The 18,596-nt window shown below is 44.3% G+C and carries 20 protein-coding genes; 12 read left to right on the top strand and 8 right to left on the bottom strand.

The window, feature by feature from the left end; genetic code table 11:
• Nucleotides 1-174: 174 nt before the first annotated feature.
• Nucleotides 175-714 (bottom strand): NADPH-dependent FMN reductase, encoded by a 540-nt coding sequence (locus MHH86_RS05030; RefSeq protein WP_036676495.1) that lies wholly within the window; start codon nt 712-714, stop codon nt 175-177.
• 281 nt (nt 715-995) lie between these two features.
• On the opposite strand from MHH86_RS05030, the gene MHH86_RS05035 reads away from it, so the two are divergent.
• The 3 genes from MHH86_RS05035 to MHH86_RS05045 all read left to right on the top strand — a co-directional run bounded on the left by MHH86_RS05035 (nt 996) and on the right by MHH86_RS05045 (nt 4,666).
• Nucleotides 996-1,448: a MarR family transcriptional regulator gene (locus tag MHH86_RS05035; protein ID WP_036676493.1), complete on the top strand. Its 453-nt coding sequence runs from the start codon at nt 996-998 to the stop codon at nt 1,446-1,448.
• An 11-nt stretch (nt 1,449-1,459) separates the two neighbouring features.
• The gene (locus MHH86_RS05040) at nt 1,460-2,671 is read left to right on the top strand and encodes an MFS transporter (RefSeq protein WP_036676491.1); all 1,212 of its coding nucleotides are present in this window, start codon (nt 1,460-1,462) and stop codon (nt 2,669-2,671) included.
• Between the two features lie 225 nt (nt 2,672-2,896).
• Nucleotides 2,897-4,666, top strand: a complete 1,770-nt coding sequence (locus MHH86_RS05045) for a M3 family oligoendopeptidase (protein WP_076224395.1) — start codon at nt 2,897-2,899, stop codon at nt 4,664-4,666.
• Here the strand turns inward: MHH86_RS05045 and MHH86_RS05050 are convergent.
• Nucleotides 4,663-6,240, bottom strand: a complete 1,578-nt coding sequence (locus MHH86_RS05050) for a bifunctional metallophosphatase/5'-nucleotidase (protein WP_076317279.1) — start codon at nt 6,238-6,240, stop codon at nt 4,663-4,665. The two genes, MHH86_RS05045 and MHH86_RS05050, sit on opposite strands and share 4 nt — an antisense overlap.
• Nucleotides 6,241-6,417: 177 nt before the next feature.
• Here MHH86_RS05050 and MHH86_RS05055 point away from each other — a divergent pair, with 177 nt between their 5' ends.
• The 8 genes from MHH86_RS05055 to MHH86_RS05090 all read left to right on the top strand — a co-directional run bounded on the left by MHH86_RS05055 (nt 6,418) and on the right by MHH86_RS05090 (nt 12,056).
• Nucleotides 6,418-7,395, top strand: a complete 978-nt coding sequence (locus tag MHH86_RS05055; RefSeq protein ID WP_038568963.1) for a phosphate/phosphite/phosphonate ABC transporter substrate-binding protein — start codon at nt 6,418-6,420, stop codon at nt 7,393-7,395.
• 129 nt (nt 7,396-7,524) lie between these two features.
• Complete coding sequence (gene phnC / locus MHH86_RS05060) at nt 7,525-8,307, top strand: phosphonate ABC transporter ATP-binding protein (protein WP_076224399.1); 783 nt, start codon at nt 7,525-7,527, stop codon at nt 8,305-8,307.
• A gap of 1 nt (nt 8,308) precedes the next feature.
• Nucleotides 8,309-9,100 (top strand): phosphonate ABC transporter, permease protein PhnE, encoded by a 792-nt coding sequence (phnE, locus tag MHH86_RS05065; RefSeq protein WP_036676482.1) that lies wholly within the window; start codon nt 8,309-8,311, stop codon nt 9,098-9,100.
• On the top strand, nt 9,097-9,900 hold the full coding sequence (gene phnE, locus MHH86_RS05070; RefSeq protein ID WP_036676480.1) for a phosphonate ABC transporter, permease protein PhnE: 804 nt from the start codon (nt 9,097-9,099) through the stop codon (nt 9,898-9,900). The genes phnE (MHH86_RS05065) and phnE (MHH86_RS05070) overlap by 4 nt, the downstream gene beginning before the upstream one ends.
• Nucleotides 9,901-10,019: 119 nt before the next feature.
• Nucleotides 10,020-10,184: a hypothetical protein gene (locus MHH86_RS05075; protein WP_178420344.1), complete on the top strand. Its 165-nt coding sequence runs from the start codon at nt 10,020-10,022 to the stop codon at nt 10,182-10,184.
• Nucleotides 10,160-10,417: a hypothetical protein gene (locus MHH86_RS05080; RefSeq protein ID WP_235219389.1), complete on the top strand. Its 258-nt coding sequence runs from the start codon at nt 10,160-10,162 to the stop codon at nt 10,415-10,417. The genes MHH86_RS05075 and MHH86_RS05080 overlap by 25 nt, the downstream gene beginning before the upstream one ends.
• A complete protein-coding gene (locus tag MHH86_RS05085; RefSeq protein WP_256717417.1) occupies nt 10,333-11,169 on the top strand; it encodes an IS3 family transposase in 837 nt (278 codons plus the stop codon). The genes MHH86_RS05080 and MHH86_RS05085 overlap by 85 nt, the downstream gene beginning before the upstream one ends.
• Nucleotides 11,170-11,324: 155 nt before the next feature.
• Nucleotides 11,325-12,056 (top strand): ZIP family metal transporter, encoded by a 732-nt coding sequence (locus MHH86_RS05090; protein WP_036676473.1) that lies wholly within the window; start codon nt 11,325-11,327, stop codon nt 12,054-12,056.
• Nucleotides 12,057-12,156: 100 nt separating this feature from the next.
• On the opposite strand, the gene MHH86_RS05095 is transcribed toward MHH86_RS05090, so the two are convergent.
• Both MHH86_RS05095 and MHH86_RS05100 read right to left on the bottom strand, forming a co-directional pair.
• On the bottom strand, nt 12,157-13,149 hold the full coding sequence (locus tag MHH86_RS05095) for an aldo/keto reductase (protein WP_036676471.1): 993 nt from the start codon (nt 13,147-13,149) through the stop codon (nt 12,157-12,159).
• 91 nt (nt 13,150-13,240) lie between these two features.
• Entirely contained in the window at nt 13,241-14,089 is an 849-nt protein-coding gene (locus MHH86_RS05100; protein ID WP_076317281.1) for an AraC family transcriptional regulator, read from the bottom strand.
• Nucleotides 14,090-14,290: 201 nt separating this feature from the next.
• Here MHH86_RS05100 and MHH86_RS05105 point away from each other — a divergent pair, with 201 nt between their 5' ends.
• Complete coding sequence (locus tag MHH86_RS05105; protein ID WP_076100480.1) at nt 14,291-14,842, top strand: general stress protein; 552 nt, start codon at nt 14,291-14,293, stop codon at nt 14,840-14,842.
• A gap of 87 nt (nt 14,843-14,929) precedes the next feature.
• Here the strand turns inward: MHH86_RS05105 and glpX are convergent, their stop codons facing one another.
• The 4 genes from glpX to MHH86_RS05125 all read right to left on the bottom strand — a co-directional run bounded on the left by glpX (nt 14,930) and on the right by MHH86_RS05125 (nt 18,521).
• On the bottom strand, nt 14,930-15,925 hold the full coding sequence (glpX, locus tag MHH86_RS05110; RefSeq protein WP_076274196.1) for a class II fructose-bisphosphatase: 996 nt from the start codon (nt 15,923-15,925) through the stop codon (nt 14,930-14,932).
• Nucleotides 15,926-15,969: 44 nt separating this feature from the next.
• The gene (locus MHH86_RS05115) at nt 15,970-16,770 is read right to left on the bottom strand and encodes a pyruvate, water dikinase regulatory protein (protein WP_080742671.1); all 801 of its coding nucleotides are present in this window, start codon (nt 16,768-16,770) and stop codon (nt 15,970-15,972) included.
• An 18-nt stretch (nt 16,771-16,788) separates the two neighbouring features.
• Nucleotides 16,789-17,463: a helix-turn-helix transcriptional regulator gene (locus MHH86_RS05120; RefSeq protein ID WP_051490920.1), complete on the bottom strand. Its 675-nt coding sequence runs from the start codon at nt 17,461-17,463 to the stop codon at nt 16,789-16,791.
• Between the two features lie 125 nt (nt 17,464-17,588).
• On the bottom strand, nt 17,589-18,521 hold the full coding sequence (locus tag MHH86_RS05125) for an EamA family transporter (protein ID WP_341144678.1): 933 nt from the start codon (nt 18,519-18,521) through the stop codon (nt 17,589-17,591).
• Nucleotides 18,522-18,596: the final 75 nt, after the last annotated feature.

Below are 18,596 nucleotides of genomic sequence, written 5' to 3' on the forward strand. Positions count from 1 at the left end.
GATGTAATTTAAAATCCCCGCCGATTATACCAGATTAGATTCTACACAGGGTGCTCATTTCGTCACACATAAAAAATACACCCTCTAGAAGCGACCGGACAAACCATAGGTTTATCGAAAGTCTATTCTAAAGGGTGTACTTCATAACATAACAGAGGGGGAAGGCGTTCTATCTTAACGTAGAGTTTTCAATGCGCCACTCCAAGCCAAGACTTGATCCAGCATCCCATTAAGATTGGTAAGATGAAGATCCGCTGGTTTAAACACAGTTCCGTTCTCGAAATCAGTGAACAGTGACAACGCAGGGTGTACACGAACGTCTGCTACAGATAGTTCTCCCAAAATTCCACGTAGATGTTCAGCTGCACGAGCGCCGCCTACAGAACCATAACTTACGATACCTGCTGCTTTATTATTCCAAGCTTCACGGGCATAATCGAGCGCATTTTTCAGTGATGCAGAAATACTGTGGTTATATTCTTGTACGATAAATACGAAACCGTCTAGCGTAGCAAGTTTAGTGTTCCAAGCTGTTGCTTGTTCAGTTGCATCAGCCTCACCCAATAGTGGAAGCTTGAAGTCTGCAATATCTATGATCTCATAATTAGCATCCCCGCGTGCATCCGCAATCTTTTTAACCCATTCTCCTACTTGCGGGCTTAAACGACCTTGACGAGTACTTCCGAGAATAATACCGATGTTTAATTTTGACATTGTTTGTTCCTCCTCAATTTTTGTTCTACCAAATAGTTTGTCTAGAAATCCCATGAAGTACACAACCTTTAAAAATTATTTATCTCAAGAGTAGTAAACTCTGGTTGTCTTTAAGTTAAGTATCTTTAAGATGAGATAATAATACCGCACATAGTGTGCTTTGTCAAGCAACTTTATAATAGTTAGTTCATGGTTTTGCTTCACCTTTACAAAATTAGTTGTTAGGAATATAATTGTTTAAGCAACTATTAAAACAGTGTTAATTGAGAAGGGATACGATCATGACGACAAAGCATAACCAATCCGAGCTTACTTTAGGATTTATGATGGGCACGACTTATCGTAAATTAAGCATGTTATTTCAAAGTGGGCTGAAAGAACATGATATAACACCGGAGCAATGGTCAGTCCTTTTTCATATTGACAGAACGGAAGGTCTGATTCAGAAGGATATCGCTAAGCGCTCTGGTAAGGATAAGCCAACTACAACGCGAATTCTGGATCATTTAGAAGGAAAGGGACTGATCTACAAAAGAACCGGCGAGAACGATCGGCGTTCTTTTAAAGTCTATATTACGGAAAAAGGAAGGTCTCTGGTGAAGGAAACCGTTCCTATTGAAGATAAAGTAACAGAAGAGATTATGAACTGTATTTCTAGTAAGGAATATGAGTTGCTCATGGAATTGCTGCTAAGAATAAACAATCATGTAGATCAAATAACAGATGGAGAGTAGGAAGGCAAGTTATGTTAGAACAACAAGAACTACGTACGAAATTATGGACCAAATCTTTTATTGCTTTAACGATTAGTGCTTTATTTTTATTTATGAATTTACAGATGTTGTTATCTTCATTTCCGTCTTACGTAAAAAGCGAATTTCAGGCCGGAGATATTATGGTCAGCCTCGTTACCAGCGTCTTTGCATTAACTGCGATCGCTTCACGTTTTATGACCGCTTTTCTGATGCGGAAGGTTAGCCGCAATGTATTATTATATATTGGCTTAGCAATTGCCGCCGCTATAACCGGCCTTTATGTGGTAGCAGATTCCATTGGCTCACTGCTGCTGATGCGTGTGGGCTATGGGATTGGGTTCGGGATTGCCAGCACGATTATTCCAACGATTGTTTCGCAGATTATTCCGAGCAAAAGAATGGGTGAAGGGATAGGTTATTTCGGGTTATCTACCAGCCTGGCGATGTCGATCGGTCCAATGATTGGCTTGAATGTGATGAAGCATTCGGGATTTGGAACACTGTCTATGATTGGTATGATAACCTTGCTTCTTGCCTTTCCAGTGCTTTTATTTTCTCGTTCACTTCCAGCGCAACGGAAAAAGCAGCCGGCCCCTAATCAAAGCGAATCCACCAAACCTCTCAAGGTTCCGTTTAATACACAGTTAGTATTGCCCGCCATTCTAAATGTCATGTTGGCAATTACCTACGGGGGATTGCTAAGCTTTATCGCTTTATTCGGCGAATCAGTTCATCTGGAGCAAGTGGGTCTGTTCTTTTTATTTAATGCGGTTACGATCATCATTATAAGACCTATCTCCGGCAGATTATTTGATAAAAGAGGACCAGCTTCTGTCCTAATCCCGGCGGCGGTTTGCGTCGTTGCAAGCTTAACTGTGCTTTCTTATACGACATCTATGCCAATGCTTATCGTTTCTGCACTGCTATATGGACTTGGCTTCGGTGCTATTCAGCCAACTCTCCAGGCTTGGATGCTTCGTACCTCAACACCTGCACAGTATGGTATGGCTAACAGTATGTTTTATAACTCAACGGATTTAGGCGTAGCCAGCGGAGCTATTATTCTTGGGGCAATCTCGGCAGCAACCGATTATGGGATAATGTATCGTTATTCGGCTGGGTTTATGGTGTTGTTCCTTATCGTGTATGTGGGGATTCAGATTAACAAGGCTAGAGTGAATCCTTCAACCTTAAGTCAATAAGGGTTCGGAGATTAAGCCAATCTTTATCTACTATTCATATTATTTTAAGCTAAGGGGGTTATAGTAATCACATAACCCCCTTATAATATAGACTTTGACCCTGCCGGACGTTGGCAGGGTCCTTTTTTTGTGTATGAAGAGAAGAAGTACATTATGTCGATGCACTTTTCTGGCAGGATGGATTATGCTTAGAAGAATAGGAATCGAAGGGGGAGAGATTTGCGGATGAATATGACATGGAACTTAGATAGTTTATATCCTTCCTTTGAATCGGAGCAGTTAAAAAGGGATCGCAAGCTACTGGGCCAGCATGTACAAGATTTAAAGCGGTGGGCTGAGCACCATTTGAATGTAAAAGACGTTACAGCCATGCCTGTGGAGGGCTTTTTAAGAATTTATAATGATTATAAAAGCAAATATGTATGCTTGTTAGCTTATGCAGAGTTAACACTCAGCGCAGATCGTGGCTGCGAGGAAGCCATGAATCTTGCTGATGATATTGAGGAGGCCAATTCAGAAATCATTGGGGTAGTTGTGGCTTTTAAGCGCTGGTTTAGCACTTGTGATCATATGGATGAGCTTATCGTTAGCTCCCCTTATCTAATGGAGCATCAATTTTATTTGCGAGAACTCCTGTTACAATCCCGCTATGAGTTAAGCGAAGAACTTGAAATGGCTATAGCCAAAATGCAGAGTACAGGATCCAAAGCATGGAGCAGACTGTATATGGAGAGGACTTCAAGTACACTTGCAGATTTAGTGGTGGATGGGGAAACTAGACAAGTGACGCTTGCGGAGCTAAGAAGTATGGCTTATGAGAATAATGCCAGCTTAAGAAAAGCTGCTTATGAAGCAGAGGCAGAAGCCTGTAGTCTTATTGCTGAGGTCTGCGCAGCCAGCTTAAATGGCATTAGTGGTGAGGCGCTGACGATTTATGGCATGCGGGGTTATCAATCTTCGCTGGAAAAAGTGTTAATCGCTTCGAGAATGGACAGTGAGACTTTAGCCGCTATGCTCACTGCTCTTCGGGAGAGCCTGCCAGCCTTTCATACCTATTATCAAAAGAAAGCCGAGCTGCTGGGACATCCGGCAAAGCTGCCTTTTTACGATATTTTTGCACCAGTCGGTGTAGAAAACGGGAAAATTACATACGCTAACGCCAAAGATACAATCATCTCGAGCTTCGCAACCTTTAGTGAGGAACTGGCTTGTTTTGCTCAGAAGGCTTTTGATCAGCAATGGATTGATGCAGAACCTAGATCAGGCAAAGGGGGTTATGGACTTTGCATCGATATTTTTCCGATTGGCGAGAGCAGAATTATGACCCAGTTCACCGGAAATGCCATAGATATTAGTATCCTTGCCCATGAGCTCGGCCATGCCTATCATAGCTCCTGTCTGGCTAATGAAACGATGCTGAATACGGATTACCCGATTCCGATTGCTGAAACGGCTTCGATTTTTTGTGAGACGATAGTGAACCATGCCATAATTACAAATTCAACGGAGAAGGAAGCTCTGCTTATTCTGGAGAGAAGTATTTCTGATGCCGGTTATTATCTTGTAGACTTTTATGCCCGTTATTTATTTGAGATCAAATTATATGAGAGAAGAGCATTAGGCCCGCTGTCTGTTCAAGCGCTAAATGAATTGATGATTGCCTGTATGGTGGAAGCCTATGGTGAGGGCATTGACCCGGGTACAATCCATCCGTACATGTGGATGAACAAAGCTGGATATTTTATGGCTAGTAATGAATTTTTGAATTTCCCGTATTCCTTTGGTTTGTTATTCTCTAAAGGACTGTACGCGGAATATTTAAAGAGGGGCGAAGAGTTCGCCCCTAAGTATCGCCAGTTCCTTAGGGATACCAGCAAACATAATATTGTTGATGTAGCAAAAACAATGGATCTAGATGTTCACTCCGTCGACTTCTGGAGAAGTGCGTTGAAGCTGATAGAGAGCGACATTGAGGTGTTCATCGCTAAAGCCTAAACAACTCTCCAATTATGGTCACAGGTAGCTTCAATTTGGCCATGCTTTTCAATGTAGTCCGTGACAATTTCAGATATGTCGATCATAATTTCTTGAACAATCGGCTTACCCTTATACATCTCATAATCTCCGCCACCACTGGCTCTATAATTGTTCATAACAACCTCATATTCTTTAGAGTCCTCTATAGGCTGTCCTCGGTACAGCAGATGGAGGACTCTTTCGCCTGCAGGTCTAGCGGTATCAAGCTCGTATTGTATTCCTTCCCACATATCATAATTGTAATGCTGCGGTTTAGGCTCGATATAGGCGGGGTTAACGACTATTATTCCGTTCTCGTCTTGTTGGAAATAGTTAGCGGTTTGTTCTAAGGCCTCTCTAATATCTTGTCCTGTCAGTCTTAGGACGGTTAAGGTGTTGGGATATATGAAGTTGGATAAAATGTCTCTGCGTGTGATGGTATCGCTGAAACCCTTACAATCGTTACTGAGTAAGGCTGCTGTAGAAATATCTACGCCAGTAGCCTCCATTTGTACCTTATTCATAAATTCTATAAAAGGGTGGTCAGCTAAGCGGCATTCATCAGCACTGGAAATAGACAGATCCCCGATAACCGTTCCTATTCTCTCATCCAGCCAGGTTTGTGTTTCTGATTCAAGAGTACTGTTCAGCTCTAGGATTATATCATCTGCAGCTGTTGTCTCATTAACGTTAAGGAGCTCGGCATGTTTACGCTGAATCTTCCAGTGTGTATTTTCTTTTTGGAAAATAACCGAAATTTTACCGAGGGAAAGTCCATTACAACCAGGTTGTATGATTGTAACACCGTTCAACTCCCCAGCTATGGAGCGGTGCTGATGTCCGGTAATTAGCACATCTATGCCCTCTACCTCTGTACACATGGCGTAGGCTTGATTCTCCCCCGTTAGTCTCTCTACAGGTTCTCCACTGCTTAGATCGCGTTCGAATCCGCCGTGGTAAGCTACAACAAGCAGATCAGGCTGCTCTTCTGCCCGTATAATGGCACACCAATGCTTTACAGTCTCTAGCGAATCCTCAAATTGAAGCCCTTCAATATGGCTAGGGTTCTCCCAGTGGGGGATGTAATGCGTTGTAACCCCTAGAACGGCTACTTTGATCTTATCTACCCATTTGATGATATAGGGTTTACCAAAGGCGGGTTGATTTGTCGTGTTATCTATAATTCCAGCTGATAACCAAGGAAAGCGGGAATCCTGAACGGCTTTATTCAGCAGAGTTTTGCCAAAATTGAATTCATGGTTGCCAATAATTGCAGCGTCATATTTCAATTCATTTAGTGCAGCTATGCCCGGATTCAGCTCATTACTATAATGTGTAGCTGCATAATAAGTTAACGGTGTGCCTTGAATAAGATCGCCGTTATCTATAAGGATCAGCTCAGGAGTATGGGATCTTTCTTGTTTAATGAGGGTAGCAATTGTTGCTAAGCCTGCTGGTCGTTTCTCCCCCGTGCGGTAATCGACGGGCCCAAAATGTCCATGTAGATCACTTGTTACGAGGATTTCACAGGTTATTGAATTCTCTTTATTCATAGGTAGCCCCTCCTGATAATAAGTTCAGACCTCATTCTAGCAGATAATTGGCTAACTTTAAGAGATTGGAATAAATTTTACATATATTTGATGCTTGGTTGCTATTGATTTAATAAAACACATCTATAGTTTAGAAGTACTCAAAAATAAAAATAGAAAACAGTGGAGGTCTTTCGTTTGAGAAAAATCAGTAAATTCGTATTGCCGCTAATGATGTCTATTACATTGCTTAGTGGTTGTGGCGCTAACAACACTACAAATAATGCAAACCAAGGATCGACGGACGGGGCAAATGCACCGAAGGAAACGGCAGCTCCTGTAGCAGAGGGTTATGTTCCAGAGAAGCTTACTGTACAATTTGTTCCTTCTCAAAATGCAGATACGCTCGAAGCTAAAGCGAAACCTCTTGAAAAATTACTGGGTGACAAGCTCGGTATTCCTGTAGAAGTAAGTGTCTCTACTGATTACAACACCGTTATCGAAGCTATGGCCTCTAAAAAAGTGGATGTAGGTTTCCTTCCTCCAACTGCTTACGTGTTAGCTAAAGAAAAAGGAGCAGCTGAGGTTATTCTTCAGGCTCAACGTTTTGGTGTAAATGATGAAACCGGTGGTCCAACAGATGAATTAGCGGATTTCTATAAATCTATGATTATCGTCAAGAAAGATTCTGCGATCAAATCGGTTGCCGATTTGAAAGGTAAAAAAATTGCCTATCAAAACGTTACATCCTCTGCAGGATTTGTATGGCCGGCTGCAACGCTTATGGATGCGGGACTTGATCCGCTGAAGGATGTACAAGCCATTACGGTTAAAGGTCATGATCAAGGCGTGCTTGCTGTGCTGAATGGTGACGTAGATGCAGCAGCTATTTTCCAAGATGCCCGGAACACGGTCGTTAAGGATTATCCAAAAGTATTTGAAGATACTCAAGTTCTCGCCTTTACTGATAAAATTCCTAACGATACGATTTCGGTCCGTTCAGATATGAATAAAGAATGGATTGAAAAAATCCAGCAGGCATTCATTGATATCGCAGCTGACACAGAAGGCCATGAGATTATCAAAGACATTTACTCTCATGAAGGTTATGTGAAATCACAAGACAGCAACTTTGACATTGTTCGCGAATACAACAGTAAAGTAAAAACAGAGTAGAACAGGCCGTTCAAGGATACAACGATGTTGGTGTATAACAGGCATTAAGGATAGCCAGCTCCGGATTCCCCCCCGGATCTGGCTATCTCTTTTATACGAATATACGAAAACACATAAAGGGATGATTTCATGATAGAGCTTCGTAATGTATCCAAAACGTATCTAAACGGAACCAAAGGATTAAACAACATTAACCTGACCATTCCAGCCGGAGAATTTGTAGCTATTGTTGGTCTTTCGGGAGCAGGGAAGTCGACCTTGCTGCGTTCCATTAACCGGCTTCATGATATTTCCGAAGGTAATATTCTTATTAACGGGAAGTCCATTACGAATGCAAAAGGAAGCCGGCTACGAATGATCCGTAGGAATATCGGAATGATCTTCCAAAGCTTCAACTTAGTGAAACGTACGACTGTGCTTCGTAATGTTTTGGCAGGACGGGTGGGCTATCATTCCACACTGCGGACGATACTTGGCAGATTCCCACAAAAGGATATCGATTTAGCCTTCGAATCCCTTGATCGGGTAAATATCGCCGAGAAGGCCTATACACGTGCAGATCAGCTATCTGGAGGTCAGCAGCAACGTGTAGCTATTGCCCGTGTTCTTGCGCAGGAGGCACAGATTATCCTCGCAGATGAACCTGTAGCTTCACTAGATCCGCTCACAACCAAGCAGGTTATGGATGATCTAAAGAAGATTAATATGGAACTCGGGATTACGACCATTGTGAATTTGCATTTTATTGATCTGGCTAGAGAATACGCTACCCGGATTATCGGGCTCCGGGCAGGAGAGGTTGTCTTCGATGGTCCTGTATCAGAGGCAACCGATGAGAGGTTTGCGGAGATTTACGGCAGACCGATTCATCAGGATGAGTTGTTGGGTGAGCCTGTACTCGGAGGCGTGTGAGATGAGTGTGAATGCAGAGAAGCTACATCCCAAACCGCCAAGAAAGATAAAACATTATTTTACAGCCATTATATTAGTAGTATTACTGTGGAGAAGTGCTGTCTTAACCGATTCATCCTTCGGAGAGCTGATTTCCGGTCTGCCGAATATGCTTGATTTGCTTAAGGAAATGTTTCCCCCGAACTGGGGGTATTTTGACAACATTATAGATGCGATGCTGGAGACGATCCGGATGGCGCTGGTTGGCACAACGTTTGGTGCCATTCTTGCGGTTCCGGTTGCGCTGTTGTGTGCAAGCAATATTACGCAAAGCCGTTGGCTTCATTATCCGGTCCGTATGCTGCTGAACCTGATCCGCACGATTCCCGATCTGCTGTTGGCTTCTATCTTTGTGGCTATTTTCGGCCTCGGTGCGCTTCCTGGGATATTTGCTTTGACGATATTTTCGTTGGGGCTGATCGCCAAGCTTACCTATGAAACGATGGAGACGATTGATCAAGGACCTTTGGAAGCAATGACTTCAGTGGGGGCTAATAAGATTCAACGCATTATGTTCGGAGTCATTCCACAGGTACAGGCTCATTTTATGTCTTATGTCCTATATGCCTTCGAGATTAATGTTCGTGCTGCGGCGGTTTTAGGTCTGGTAGGAGCGGGTGGGATCGGCCACTATTATGAAGTCACCCTAGGCTTTTTGGAATACGATAAGACTTGCACCATCATCTTGTTCACATTAGCAGTAGTACTGATTATTGATTATGTGAGCACTAAGCTGCGGGAGAAATTAATATGAGTAAATCATGGAATACCCTTGTCCCTAAACCCCGTAAAAATCGTTTTCGTTGGCTGATTTATGTAGCCCTAGCCGCGTTATATATTTGGGCTTTTTCGGGAGTGCCGTTTAATGGATTCAAAGAAACCGCCGGGATCATTACTAAAGCAATTTTTGCCGGGATATTCTCACCTGACTGGGCCTTCGTTTATTTACCAGATGGGGAGGATCTCCTGCGGGGATTGCTCGAGACGTTAGCTATTTCAATCCTAGGCACTTTTATCTCGACCTTTTTATGTATTCCTTTTGCATTTTGGGCTGCAGTTAACATGAGCAAGGGAAAGGTAATTTCAGGTTCCGGCAAGCTGATGTTGAGCTTTATACGAACCTTCCCTGAGATTATTATGGCTTTGTTATTCATCAAGGCTGTTGGACCGGGTTCTTTTGCAGGTGTGCTGGCTCTGGGACTACATTCGGTGGGCATGCTCGGCAAATTGTTCGCGGATGAGATTGAGAATATCGACAACGGTCCACTCGAAGCTTTAATTTCTTCTGGCGCCAGCCGCATGCAGGTATTGTGGTTTGCAGTGTTACCGCAGGTGCTGCCGGGATTCTTATCCTATACCTTATATAGATTCGAAATTAACGTTCGTTCGGCTACGATTTTAGGTGTGATTGGAGCAGGGGGGATCGGCACACCGTTAATCTTCGCGCTCAGTTCACGGAATTGGGACCGCGTGGGGATTATACTGCTAGGTATCATTGCGATGATCACAATTATTGATTTGATTTCCGGCAAGATCCGGAAGAAGCTGGTGTAACCGAGTTGCATAATGATATGTGAGACAAAGACCTCCTTAGGGTATGAAGTGCACCCCTTAGAATAGACATTGGATAAAACCCCTGGTTTGTCCGATGAAATTCTAGGGGGTGTATTTTTATGGCGATTAAAGGACAGAAGTTTAAATCATACTCGGATGAAATCAAAAAGGAGGCTATTCGATTACATGTCGAGGAAAAATGGACTTATCGTAAGATTACGGAGCATTTTCAGTTTCAAGACCAAGGGCGAGTAAAGAAATGGATAAGAGATACCGAGAGCTAGGGGAATTTGGGCTACTAGATCAACGAGGGCGTCGTGAAGAATATATCGATCAAGATAGATATGTTCAAAAGCTCAAACGAGACAATGAAATGCTAAAAAAGTGTTTGGAAATCTGGATGCAGGAGGTGAAACGTGCAAATATAGAGTCATTGAGAGCGCAGCAAAAGAATATGCCGTTAGCGACTTATGTAAACTCTTTAGGGTCTCCAGAAGTGGATACTACGCTTTCTTGAAATGTAAAGGAGTAGAACGGGATCAGGCGGCGAAAGAACTCATTCAGAAGGTGTATGAACGGTATAACGGCATCTACGGTTATCGCCAAATTCAATTGTTCCTGCTACAAGACCACGGAGTTTGGATGAATCATAAGAAGGTACTCAGAATCATGCAGGATCTAGGCATCCGTTCGAGGATCCGCGGAAAGCATCGTTGTAATTATGCTTCTTCCGAAGGAGATCGTGTGGCGAAAAATATATTGAAACGGGATTTCAAAACGGATGCTCCCAACCAAAAATGGGTGACAGACATTACGCAATATCGCGTAGGCGAAAAGTGGCTCTATCTCTCTGCTATTATAGATTTATTCAACAACGAAATTATTGCTTATCAAATTTGCGCTAGGAACGACAATGAACTGGTTCTCCGAACCTTTCAGCAAGCGTGGTCTCAGCAAAAAGACGTGACTGGACTGATCGTTCACAGCGATCAGGGATTCCAATACACATCTCATGCATACCACGACATGCTGCCAAAGATTGGCGCCCGAATCAGCATGTCTCGCCGAGGCAATTGTTATGACAACGCCTCTATGGAGAGCTTCTTCTCACATCTCAAAACGGAAGGACTCTATCCTTATGATATCCGAAATATGGATGAGGCACAAAGAAAAATTGAAGATTACATTCGATTTTATAACCAACATCGGCCACAACGAAGGTTAAATAAGCTGCCCCCGGTAGAATACCGGAAGCAGCTTATAGTCTAGGGTCTTTTTTCAGTGTCTATAAAATGGGGTCTTGATCAACCTAGGGGATATGATCCATACTATATTGGACCATTCGAAAATGTATGAAAAAGTAATAATTATTTTTTCTGAAACATATGTTGGTCTATCCGACTTGTACCAAAGGAGTTGAAGGTTTGGAATCTGCGCTTATTGGCAGCTTTGTATCGGCAATGGCTACCGTTCTTGGAGCATTTCCGATCCTGTTCGTGAAGAGGTTATCCGAGAAGTGGAAAGATATCCTCGTAGCCTTCACTGCGGGGATTATGGTGTCCGCCTCCACGTTTGGACTCATGCCGCAATCGATCAAAGAATCGGGGATTATCGCTTTAACCTTGGGCTTGATTACCGGAGTGCTGCTGCTTGATTTAATTGAAAATAACATCCCGCATATCGATGTGGAGAATAAGCCCGGTTATACCAATATGGATTCAAAAGCGCTGCTTGTTATGATTGCGCTGTTCATCCACAACATACCAGAAGGCCTCAGTACAGGTTTCAGTTATGCCAGCGAACAGGCCAGTTTAGGTCCTACCGTGGCGATTGCCATTGGCGCACAGAATATGCCGGAAGGTTTGATTCTTGCAGTCTTTCTAATGAATTCGCGAACAAGCAAGCTAAAAGCCTTAGGAATCGTTACGCTTACCGGTTTGATGGAGATGGTATCTGCGGTGATCGGGTATTTTACTGCCAGTTACCTGCATAATGTTGTGGGTTATGGTCTCGCTTTTGCAGCCGGAGCTATGCTCTTTATCGTCTACAAGGAGCTGATTCCGGAGAGTCATGGCCATGGTTATGAGCGTCCTTCGACGTATTCGTTTATTTTTGGATTATTGATCATGGTGTACATCACGCAGATTTTTGGGTGAGCAAATAGAACTCTAATCTATAAAAAAGAAGACCAATGAAATGCCAGAGCAGCTTTAAGCTGCCTGACCTCATTGGTCTTTGTCTTGTTATAACTAAGCATTATCCCCGCAGAATTGCCTCAATTTGCTCTAGCTCTTCAGCGCTAAGCTCTGGGGCATTTAAGGAAGCGACGGCATCTTCAATCTGGCTTACCTTACTTGCGCCGATCAATGCAGAAGTTACTTTGCCTCCACGGAGTACCCAAGATAACGCTAGCTGAGACATTTTTTGTCCACGTGCAGCAGCAATCTCGTTCAGTTTGCGAACCTTGCCGATCGCCTCTTCGGTAATGGCATTCTCAGACAGGAATACACTTGGACCAGCGGCACGGGAATCAGGAGCGATTCCGTTTAGATAGCGATCGGTCAGTATGCCACCTTGTAACGGGGAAAACACAATGGAGCCGATGCCTTCTTCAGACAATACATCCTGCAAGCCATCTTCAATCCAGCGGGACATCATGGAATAGTTTGGCTGATGAATCAGGCATGGCGTGCCAAGTCGACGCAGAATTTGTGCCGCTTCGCGTGTTTGTTCAGGTCCGTAATTCGAAATCCCGACATAAAGCGCTTTACCTTGGCGTACCACGAGGTCCAGCGCAGCCATGGTTTCTTCCAGTGGTGTATTTGGATCTGGGCGGTGGTGATAAAAAATATCAACATAATCCAGTCCCATACGTTTTAAGCTTTGATCTAGGCTGGAGACGAGATATTTTTTGGAGCCCCATTCACCATAAGGACCAGCCCACATATAATATCCAGCTTTAGTCGAGATAACCATCTCATCACGATAAGGGGTCAGATCCTTTTTAAGAATTTGGCCAAAGCTTTCTTCGGCGGAGCCTGCGGGTGGACCGTAATTATTGGCAAGGTCAAAATGAGTGATTCCAAGATCAAAAGCTCTTCTTACCATGGCGCGGCCATTCTCAAATAAGTCGTTGCCGCCAAAGTTATGCCATAGACCAAGCGAGATCGCTGGCAGGAGTAGACCGCTCTTTCCGGTGCGATTATATTTCATATTGTCATATCTGGTAGCGCTTGCGTTATACATGATTTATTCCTCCTATAAACACTTATTACTTAGTAAGTTACGTCCTTATTGTAGCGAAAGATCGCGGACAAACGTATGTCAGCAAGGAAGGAGTTTATAGTACAATGTCATTTTCGAGATGACGGCTACGGTATTCTTTTGGCGAACAACCTTTCACCTTCTTGAACATCCGCGAAAAGAGTAAGGGGTCCTGATAGCCTACAGAACGTGAGATTTCACCAATCGTGCATAGGGTCTCTGTCAGCAGCTCGCACGCCTTAGCGATGCGGAAATTTAATAGATACTGCTGTGGTGGCATACCTATTGTCCGTTTGAACAAGGAGGATAAATATTTGCGATCCAGCTTGAGCGAAGAGGACATCATCTCAACCGAAATATTTTCACAATAATGTGTATGCAAAAAGTGCAGGCATTGCTCGACGTAAATACTCTTTTGACGTGGTAGAGGAAGTACATCTGGAACTGCTGGCACCGCTCGAAGTAACAGAGAGAAGAACTCATACATAATTGCTTTTAGAGGTAGATCCAGGCTGTCCGAAGCTTCAGCTGCTTGTGTCAGGAGCTCGTACAAATTAGGCATAAGCTGCTCATCCATTGGAAAGATCGGATGCTCAGGTGCCAAGGCAGTTTTGGCTAAAATATAATCAACCTGCTCCCCGGTAAAAGCTACCCAAGAATAGGTCCATGGATTTGCTATGTCTGCTGTGTAGGCAGTTACGATATGCGGATAGGTGAGAAAAGCTTGTCCTGGTTTAAGATAATGGGTCTGTTCACCCACAGTAACTTCACCTGTTCCTGCATGGATAAAATGTATCTTATATACGTCACGAACCCCAGGCCCAAAAAAATGCCCAGGAAGACACTGCTCCCGCCCCCAGTAATGGAGATGCAAGTCGGGATTGCCTCGGAAGGGACGCTCAGAATTATAGTTAAATATCGCCATGGATGATTCCTTCTCTTTCTTTTATAGAGTTGATCTAGGGTAGTTGTACCCGCTTACTTTTATTATACAGCATATTTTAGAAGGAATATGAACTCGGAATTGTTGCGAATTTAAATATCGTAGTTTATCCTTGTCCAGTTTGGTTAAGTAAGCTATGAAGCTGAACGTATGAGCTAACTACATCAATAGGAGGTAATGGAGATGAATAAGAGAATAGTGGGTGTCTTTGCTGCCGAATACGAAGCTTCGCGAGCTATTGAGGAGTTGAAGCGTCAGGGCTGTAGGACAGAGGATATTTCGATTATCGCGAGAAATAAAGCGGATGAGGAAACGCTTAGAGACGAGTCGGGAACCGTGGCCCCGGAAGGTATGGCTACAGGTGCAGCTACTGGTGGTCTGCTGGGTGGAGTAACGGGGCTGCTGATGGGAATTGGCGCTTTGGCTATTCCTGGTATTGGACCTATTATTGCAGCCGGACCTCTTGCGGCAACACTAGCCGGAGCGGCGATAGGCGCAGGCAGTGGCGGTTTAGTCGGCGGACTTATTGGCCTTGGTATCCCTGAAGAGGAAGCAGAAAGCTACGATAACTACGTGGATGAAGGTCATATTCTAGTAATGGTGGATGTGGAAGGCGAGCAGAAGGAGCAAGAAGTGAAACAAATCTTCACAAAGTATAACAGCCTGAACGCAGAACGCTTTGAGAAAGTTGCTAATATAGATCCATTAGCGAGTGAGCGTATTGGAAATAAATAAGAAGCAATTAGCATTCAGTGTAAAAAAAAAACAGGCTATCTCACTAGCAATGGATACTGTTAGTGAGATAGCCTGTTTTTTGTGGTTTTATAGAGAGACAGCATTTTGTCTAACGGTCAGCGCTTCTGGTATTTCTTTTCCTGGTAGGAAATGAATGCTGCGGATATAGCGGATCGTGCGGCTCTGTGCGCGCATGATTACCGAATGTGTCTCCGCGCGTTCTTTGCCGATGAAACGGACACCGTTCAGGAATTCACCTGACGTTACACCCGTGGCGGCAAAGAGGACGTCGCCCGTGCCAACCATATCTTCCATGTATAGCACTCGCGTAGGATTGGCAATTCCCATGCGTACACAGCGCTGCAGCTCTATGGGTCCATCCGGGAGCAATCTGCCCTGCATTTCACCACCAAGGCATTTCAGTGCAGCGGCAGCAAGAACACCTTCGGGTGCTCCACCGGAACCCATATACAAATCGACATCGCTGTCTGGCAGTGCAGCCGCAATAGCGCCAGCAACATCTCCGTGACCAAGCAGCTTAATTCGTACCCCGGCTTCACGCAGGCTATTAATCAGCTGCTCATGCCGTTTGCGATCCAGCACCATTACGGTTAACTCGGAGAGGGATTTGCCAGTGAAATGGCAGGCTTTTTGCAGAGTGATCTCTACAGGGTCCTCGAGTCTAAGCTTCCCGGCAAGTTCGGGCCCGCAGGCTAGCTTCTCCATATAAATGTCCGGGGCATGCAGCAGGCTGCCTTTATCTGCTATAGCAATAACAGATTGCGCATTATGCAGGCCGCAGGCAACAACCTCAGTTCCTTCGAGTGGATCGACGGCTACATCGACAGAGGGACCTTTTTGGTTCCCGACTTTCTCACCAATATAGAGCATTGGAGCATCATCCATCTCTCCTTCACCAATCACAACAGTTCCGTCGATGGACACAGAATCGAACATGGAACGGATCGCAGTCGTGGCTGCATCATCTGCCGCATTTTTATCGCCCCGCCCAATCCAGCGAGCCGAGGATAAAGCACCTAGTTCAGTTACCCGTACAATCTCAAGGGCCAGTTCGCGCTCCATTCTAATTCCCTCCAGTGCATTCTATATATTTTGTAAACTGAAATTTAGATATAACCCATAATAATCCCAGCGGTTTCTTCTATAGCCTTGTCAGTAATATCAATTACAGGACAGCCCAGCTTGTTGAACAATGAAGCGGCGTATTCCATCTCTTCGGTGATCCGTTCCAGACTTGCATATTGGGAGCCTGTCGGTAATCCCAGAACCTTGAGTCGCTCAGAGCGGACCTTCAGCATGTACTCGGGTTTCATGGTTAATCCGATAAGCCGGTTCGGCGGCAAGCTTAATAGTTCTTGTGGAGGACCAATCTCCGGGATAATCGGATAGTTAACGACTTTTTTTCCTCTATGGGCCAAAAAGATGCTAAGCGGTGTCTTTGAAGTACGGGACATGCCCAGCAGAACGATATCGGCTTTGAGCATGGCACCCAGATCACGGCCGTCATCACAGGCGACGGTGAATTCTATAGCTTCTATGCGGCGGAAATAATTCTCGTCGAGCTGGTGGAGAAGACCTGGCCGCTGCTGAGGAGCATCGTCGAAGGTATCAATGAAGGCCTGCATCATAGGGCCCATGATATCAACGATCCGCAAATCAAGACGTACCGCTTCCTCGCGGATCATTTCTCTTAATTCTGGCTGCACTAATGTATAGGCGACAAAACCTTGATGCTGAGCTGCTTCTTCCATAAGCTTGCGTAGCTCGTCTTCATGCCTAATATTGCCGTATCTTTTAATGGTGACCTGCTGATTCTGAAATTGGTGAATAACGGCCTGCACGACAGCCTCTGCCGTATCTCCTATAGAATCCGAGCATATCGTTATTAAGTTGGAAGATTGCTCGATGCTCATGGGTTCCTCCTGTTATCCTTTGGCTTCAAGTTCGAGGAGAAGTTTGATGATGGAGGTTTTTGTTAAACGTCCTACCACATCCAGTTTTGTACCGCCGTCTTCAGCGGCGCTGGGAACAACCACCGGCAAACTGTCTACCTCGTGAAAAATCATCTTATGTGCAGCTTCAAGCACCGGCTCATCCGGTGAAGTTGTGACCACTTTGGGCTGGCGCGTCATAACCATGCTTACGGGCATGGAGACTGCACCGGGGTTGCCCAGGGTTACCTTTAGGAAATCCTTACGTGAAGCAACGCCCGTGAGTTTACCCTCTTCGTCACAGATAATAAGAGTGCCTACATCTTGTAGAAAAAGCGTAACTACGGCATCTTGAATAGTTGTGGTCTCACGGATAACTATAGGTACACTTTGAATTTCTTTGACCATCGTTTCCTGCAGCAGATAACCGCTTCCCTGACGACTGGATGATTTCAATCCTGGGAAGTACCCGACCTTCGGCTTGGCGTCGATATATTTGAGCATAACCAAAACAGACAGATCCGAGCGAATTGTTGGCCGGGTAAGATTCAAACTTTCGGCAATCTGTTCGCCGGTAATCGGAGCTCTTTTGTTAACGATATCGATAATCTCTATTTGACGTGATGTCAGTTCGATCACAATTCCCTCCACTTCCGATAAAAAAGGCATTCCTCTTTAGAAAAGAAGCGCCGTTAAGCGAATCCTCCTTTCATATATGAGTCATATTTAGCTGTGTTTAATTTAACTTGTTTATATAATACGCAATAGTGGTCATAAATGCAATATATAGTACGTCATATATTTGATTTTTTTAACGCAACAGTGTTGATCTTCTTTTTTTGCAGTAATTGCTTTAAAGCATCAGCATTCACTAGGATTGTTCCGGCAATGATGGTGAACACTCCGAGAATTGTAATCCAAGATACGGACTCCTTGTAAAAGAAAAAGCCTACACCCACGGCAATCGGTGGAGAAATATAAAGCCAGGTAGAAGGAAACACTGGGTTGGTCTTAGCTACGAGCCAGTAGAACAAGGTATGGCCGACCATGGAGCCGATAACTGTGAGATAGAGCAGTGAACCTGCTGTCTCGAATGAGAAGAGAAATGCAGGATGTACTTTTTCCGTGGCAAAAGAAAGAATGAATAACAGTGCACCGCCATACATCATTTGAGCCGCATTCAGTGCGATCGGTGAGACTGCAGGCATACTGTTAATTACTTTTTTGGAGTAAATCGCACCTACAGCATAGCAACACTCTCCAATTAGGACTACAGTGCAACCGATGAGCCACAGTGGTGAAATATCAACGGCGAGATTGGGGAGAACCAGCAGCAGTACGCCAGTGAAGCCGATGATGCAGCCATATAGGGAGATGGCGGGTGCCTTTTGCCGAAGAATAGAGGTTTGGAGCAGCAGGATCATGATCGGTCCAGTGGCAGAGAGTACAGCTGCAAGCCCTGAAGAAACATATTGTTCAGCCCAGTAGAGACCCGCGAAGGTGCCGAAGGTTAGTGCAGACCCGGTGAACAACATTTCTTTGCGCAACAGCAAGGAGAAGCTGGCTTTACGTTTCCAGACCATCCATAGGAATAGAACAGCGCCCGCGACAAAAAATCTTAAGCCCGCTGAAAAAAAAGGAGGCGCACCGGCATCTACGCCGATTTTGATAGCTAGAAAGGTCGTGCCGAAGATCAGACATACAAGTGCATAAGCAAATAAGATCATTTTGAAAGTCCCCTTTTGTGTGCTTTATAAAATATAAGAATTTATAAGCTGGCATTTTGTTAATCATATAGGGGA

Source organism: Paenibacillus sp. FSL F4-0097, assembly GCF_038593125.1.
In the GTDB taxonomy this organism is placed as follows: Bacteria; Bacillota; Bacilli; order Paenibacillales; family Paenibacillaceae; genus Paenibacillus_AQ; species Paenibacillus_AQ odorifer.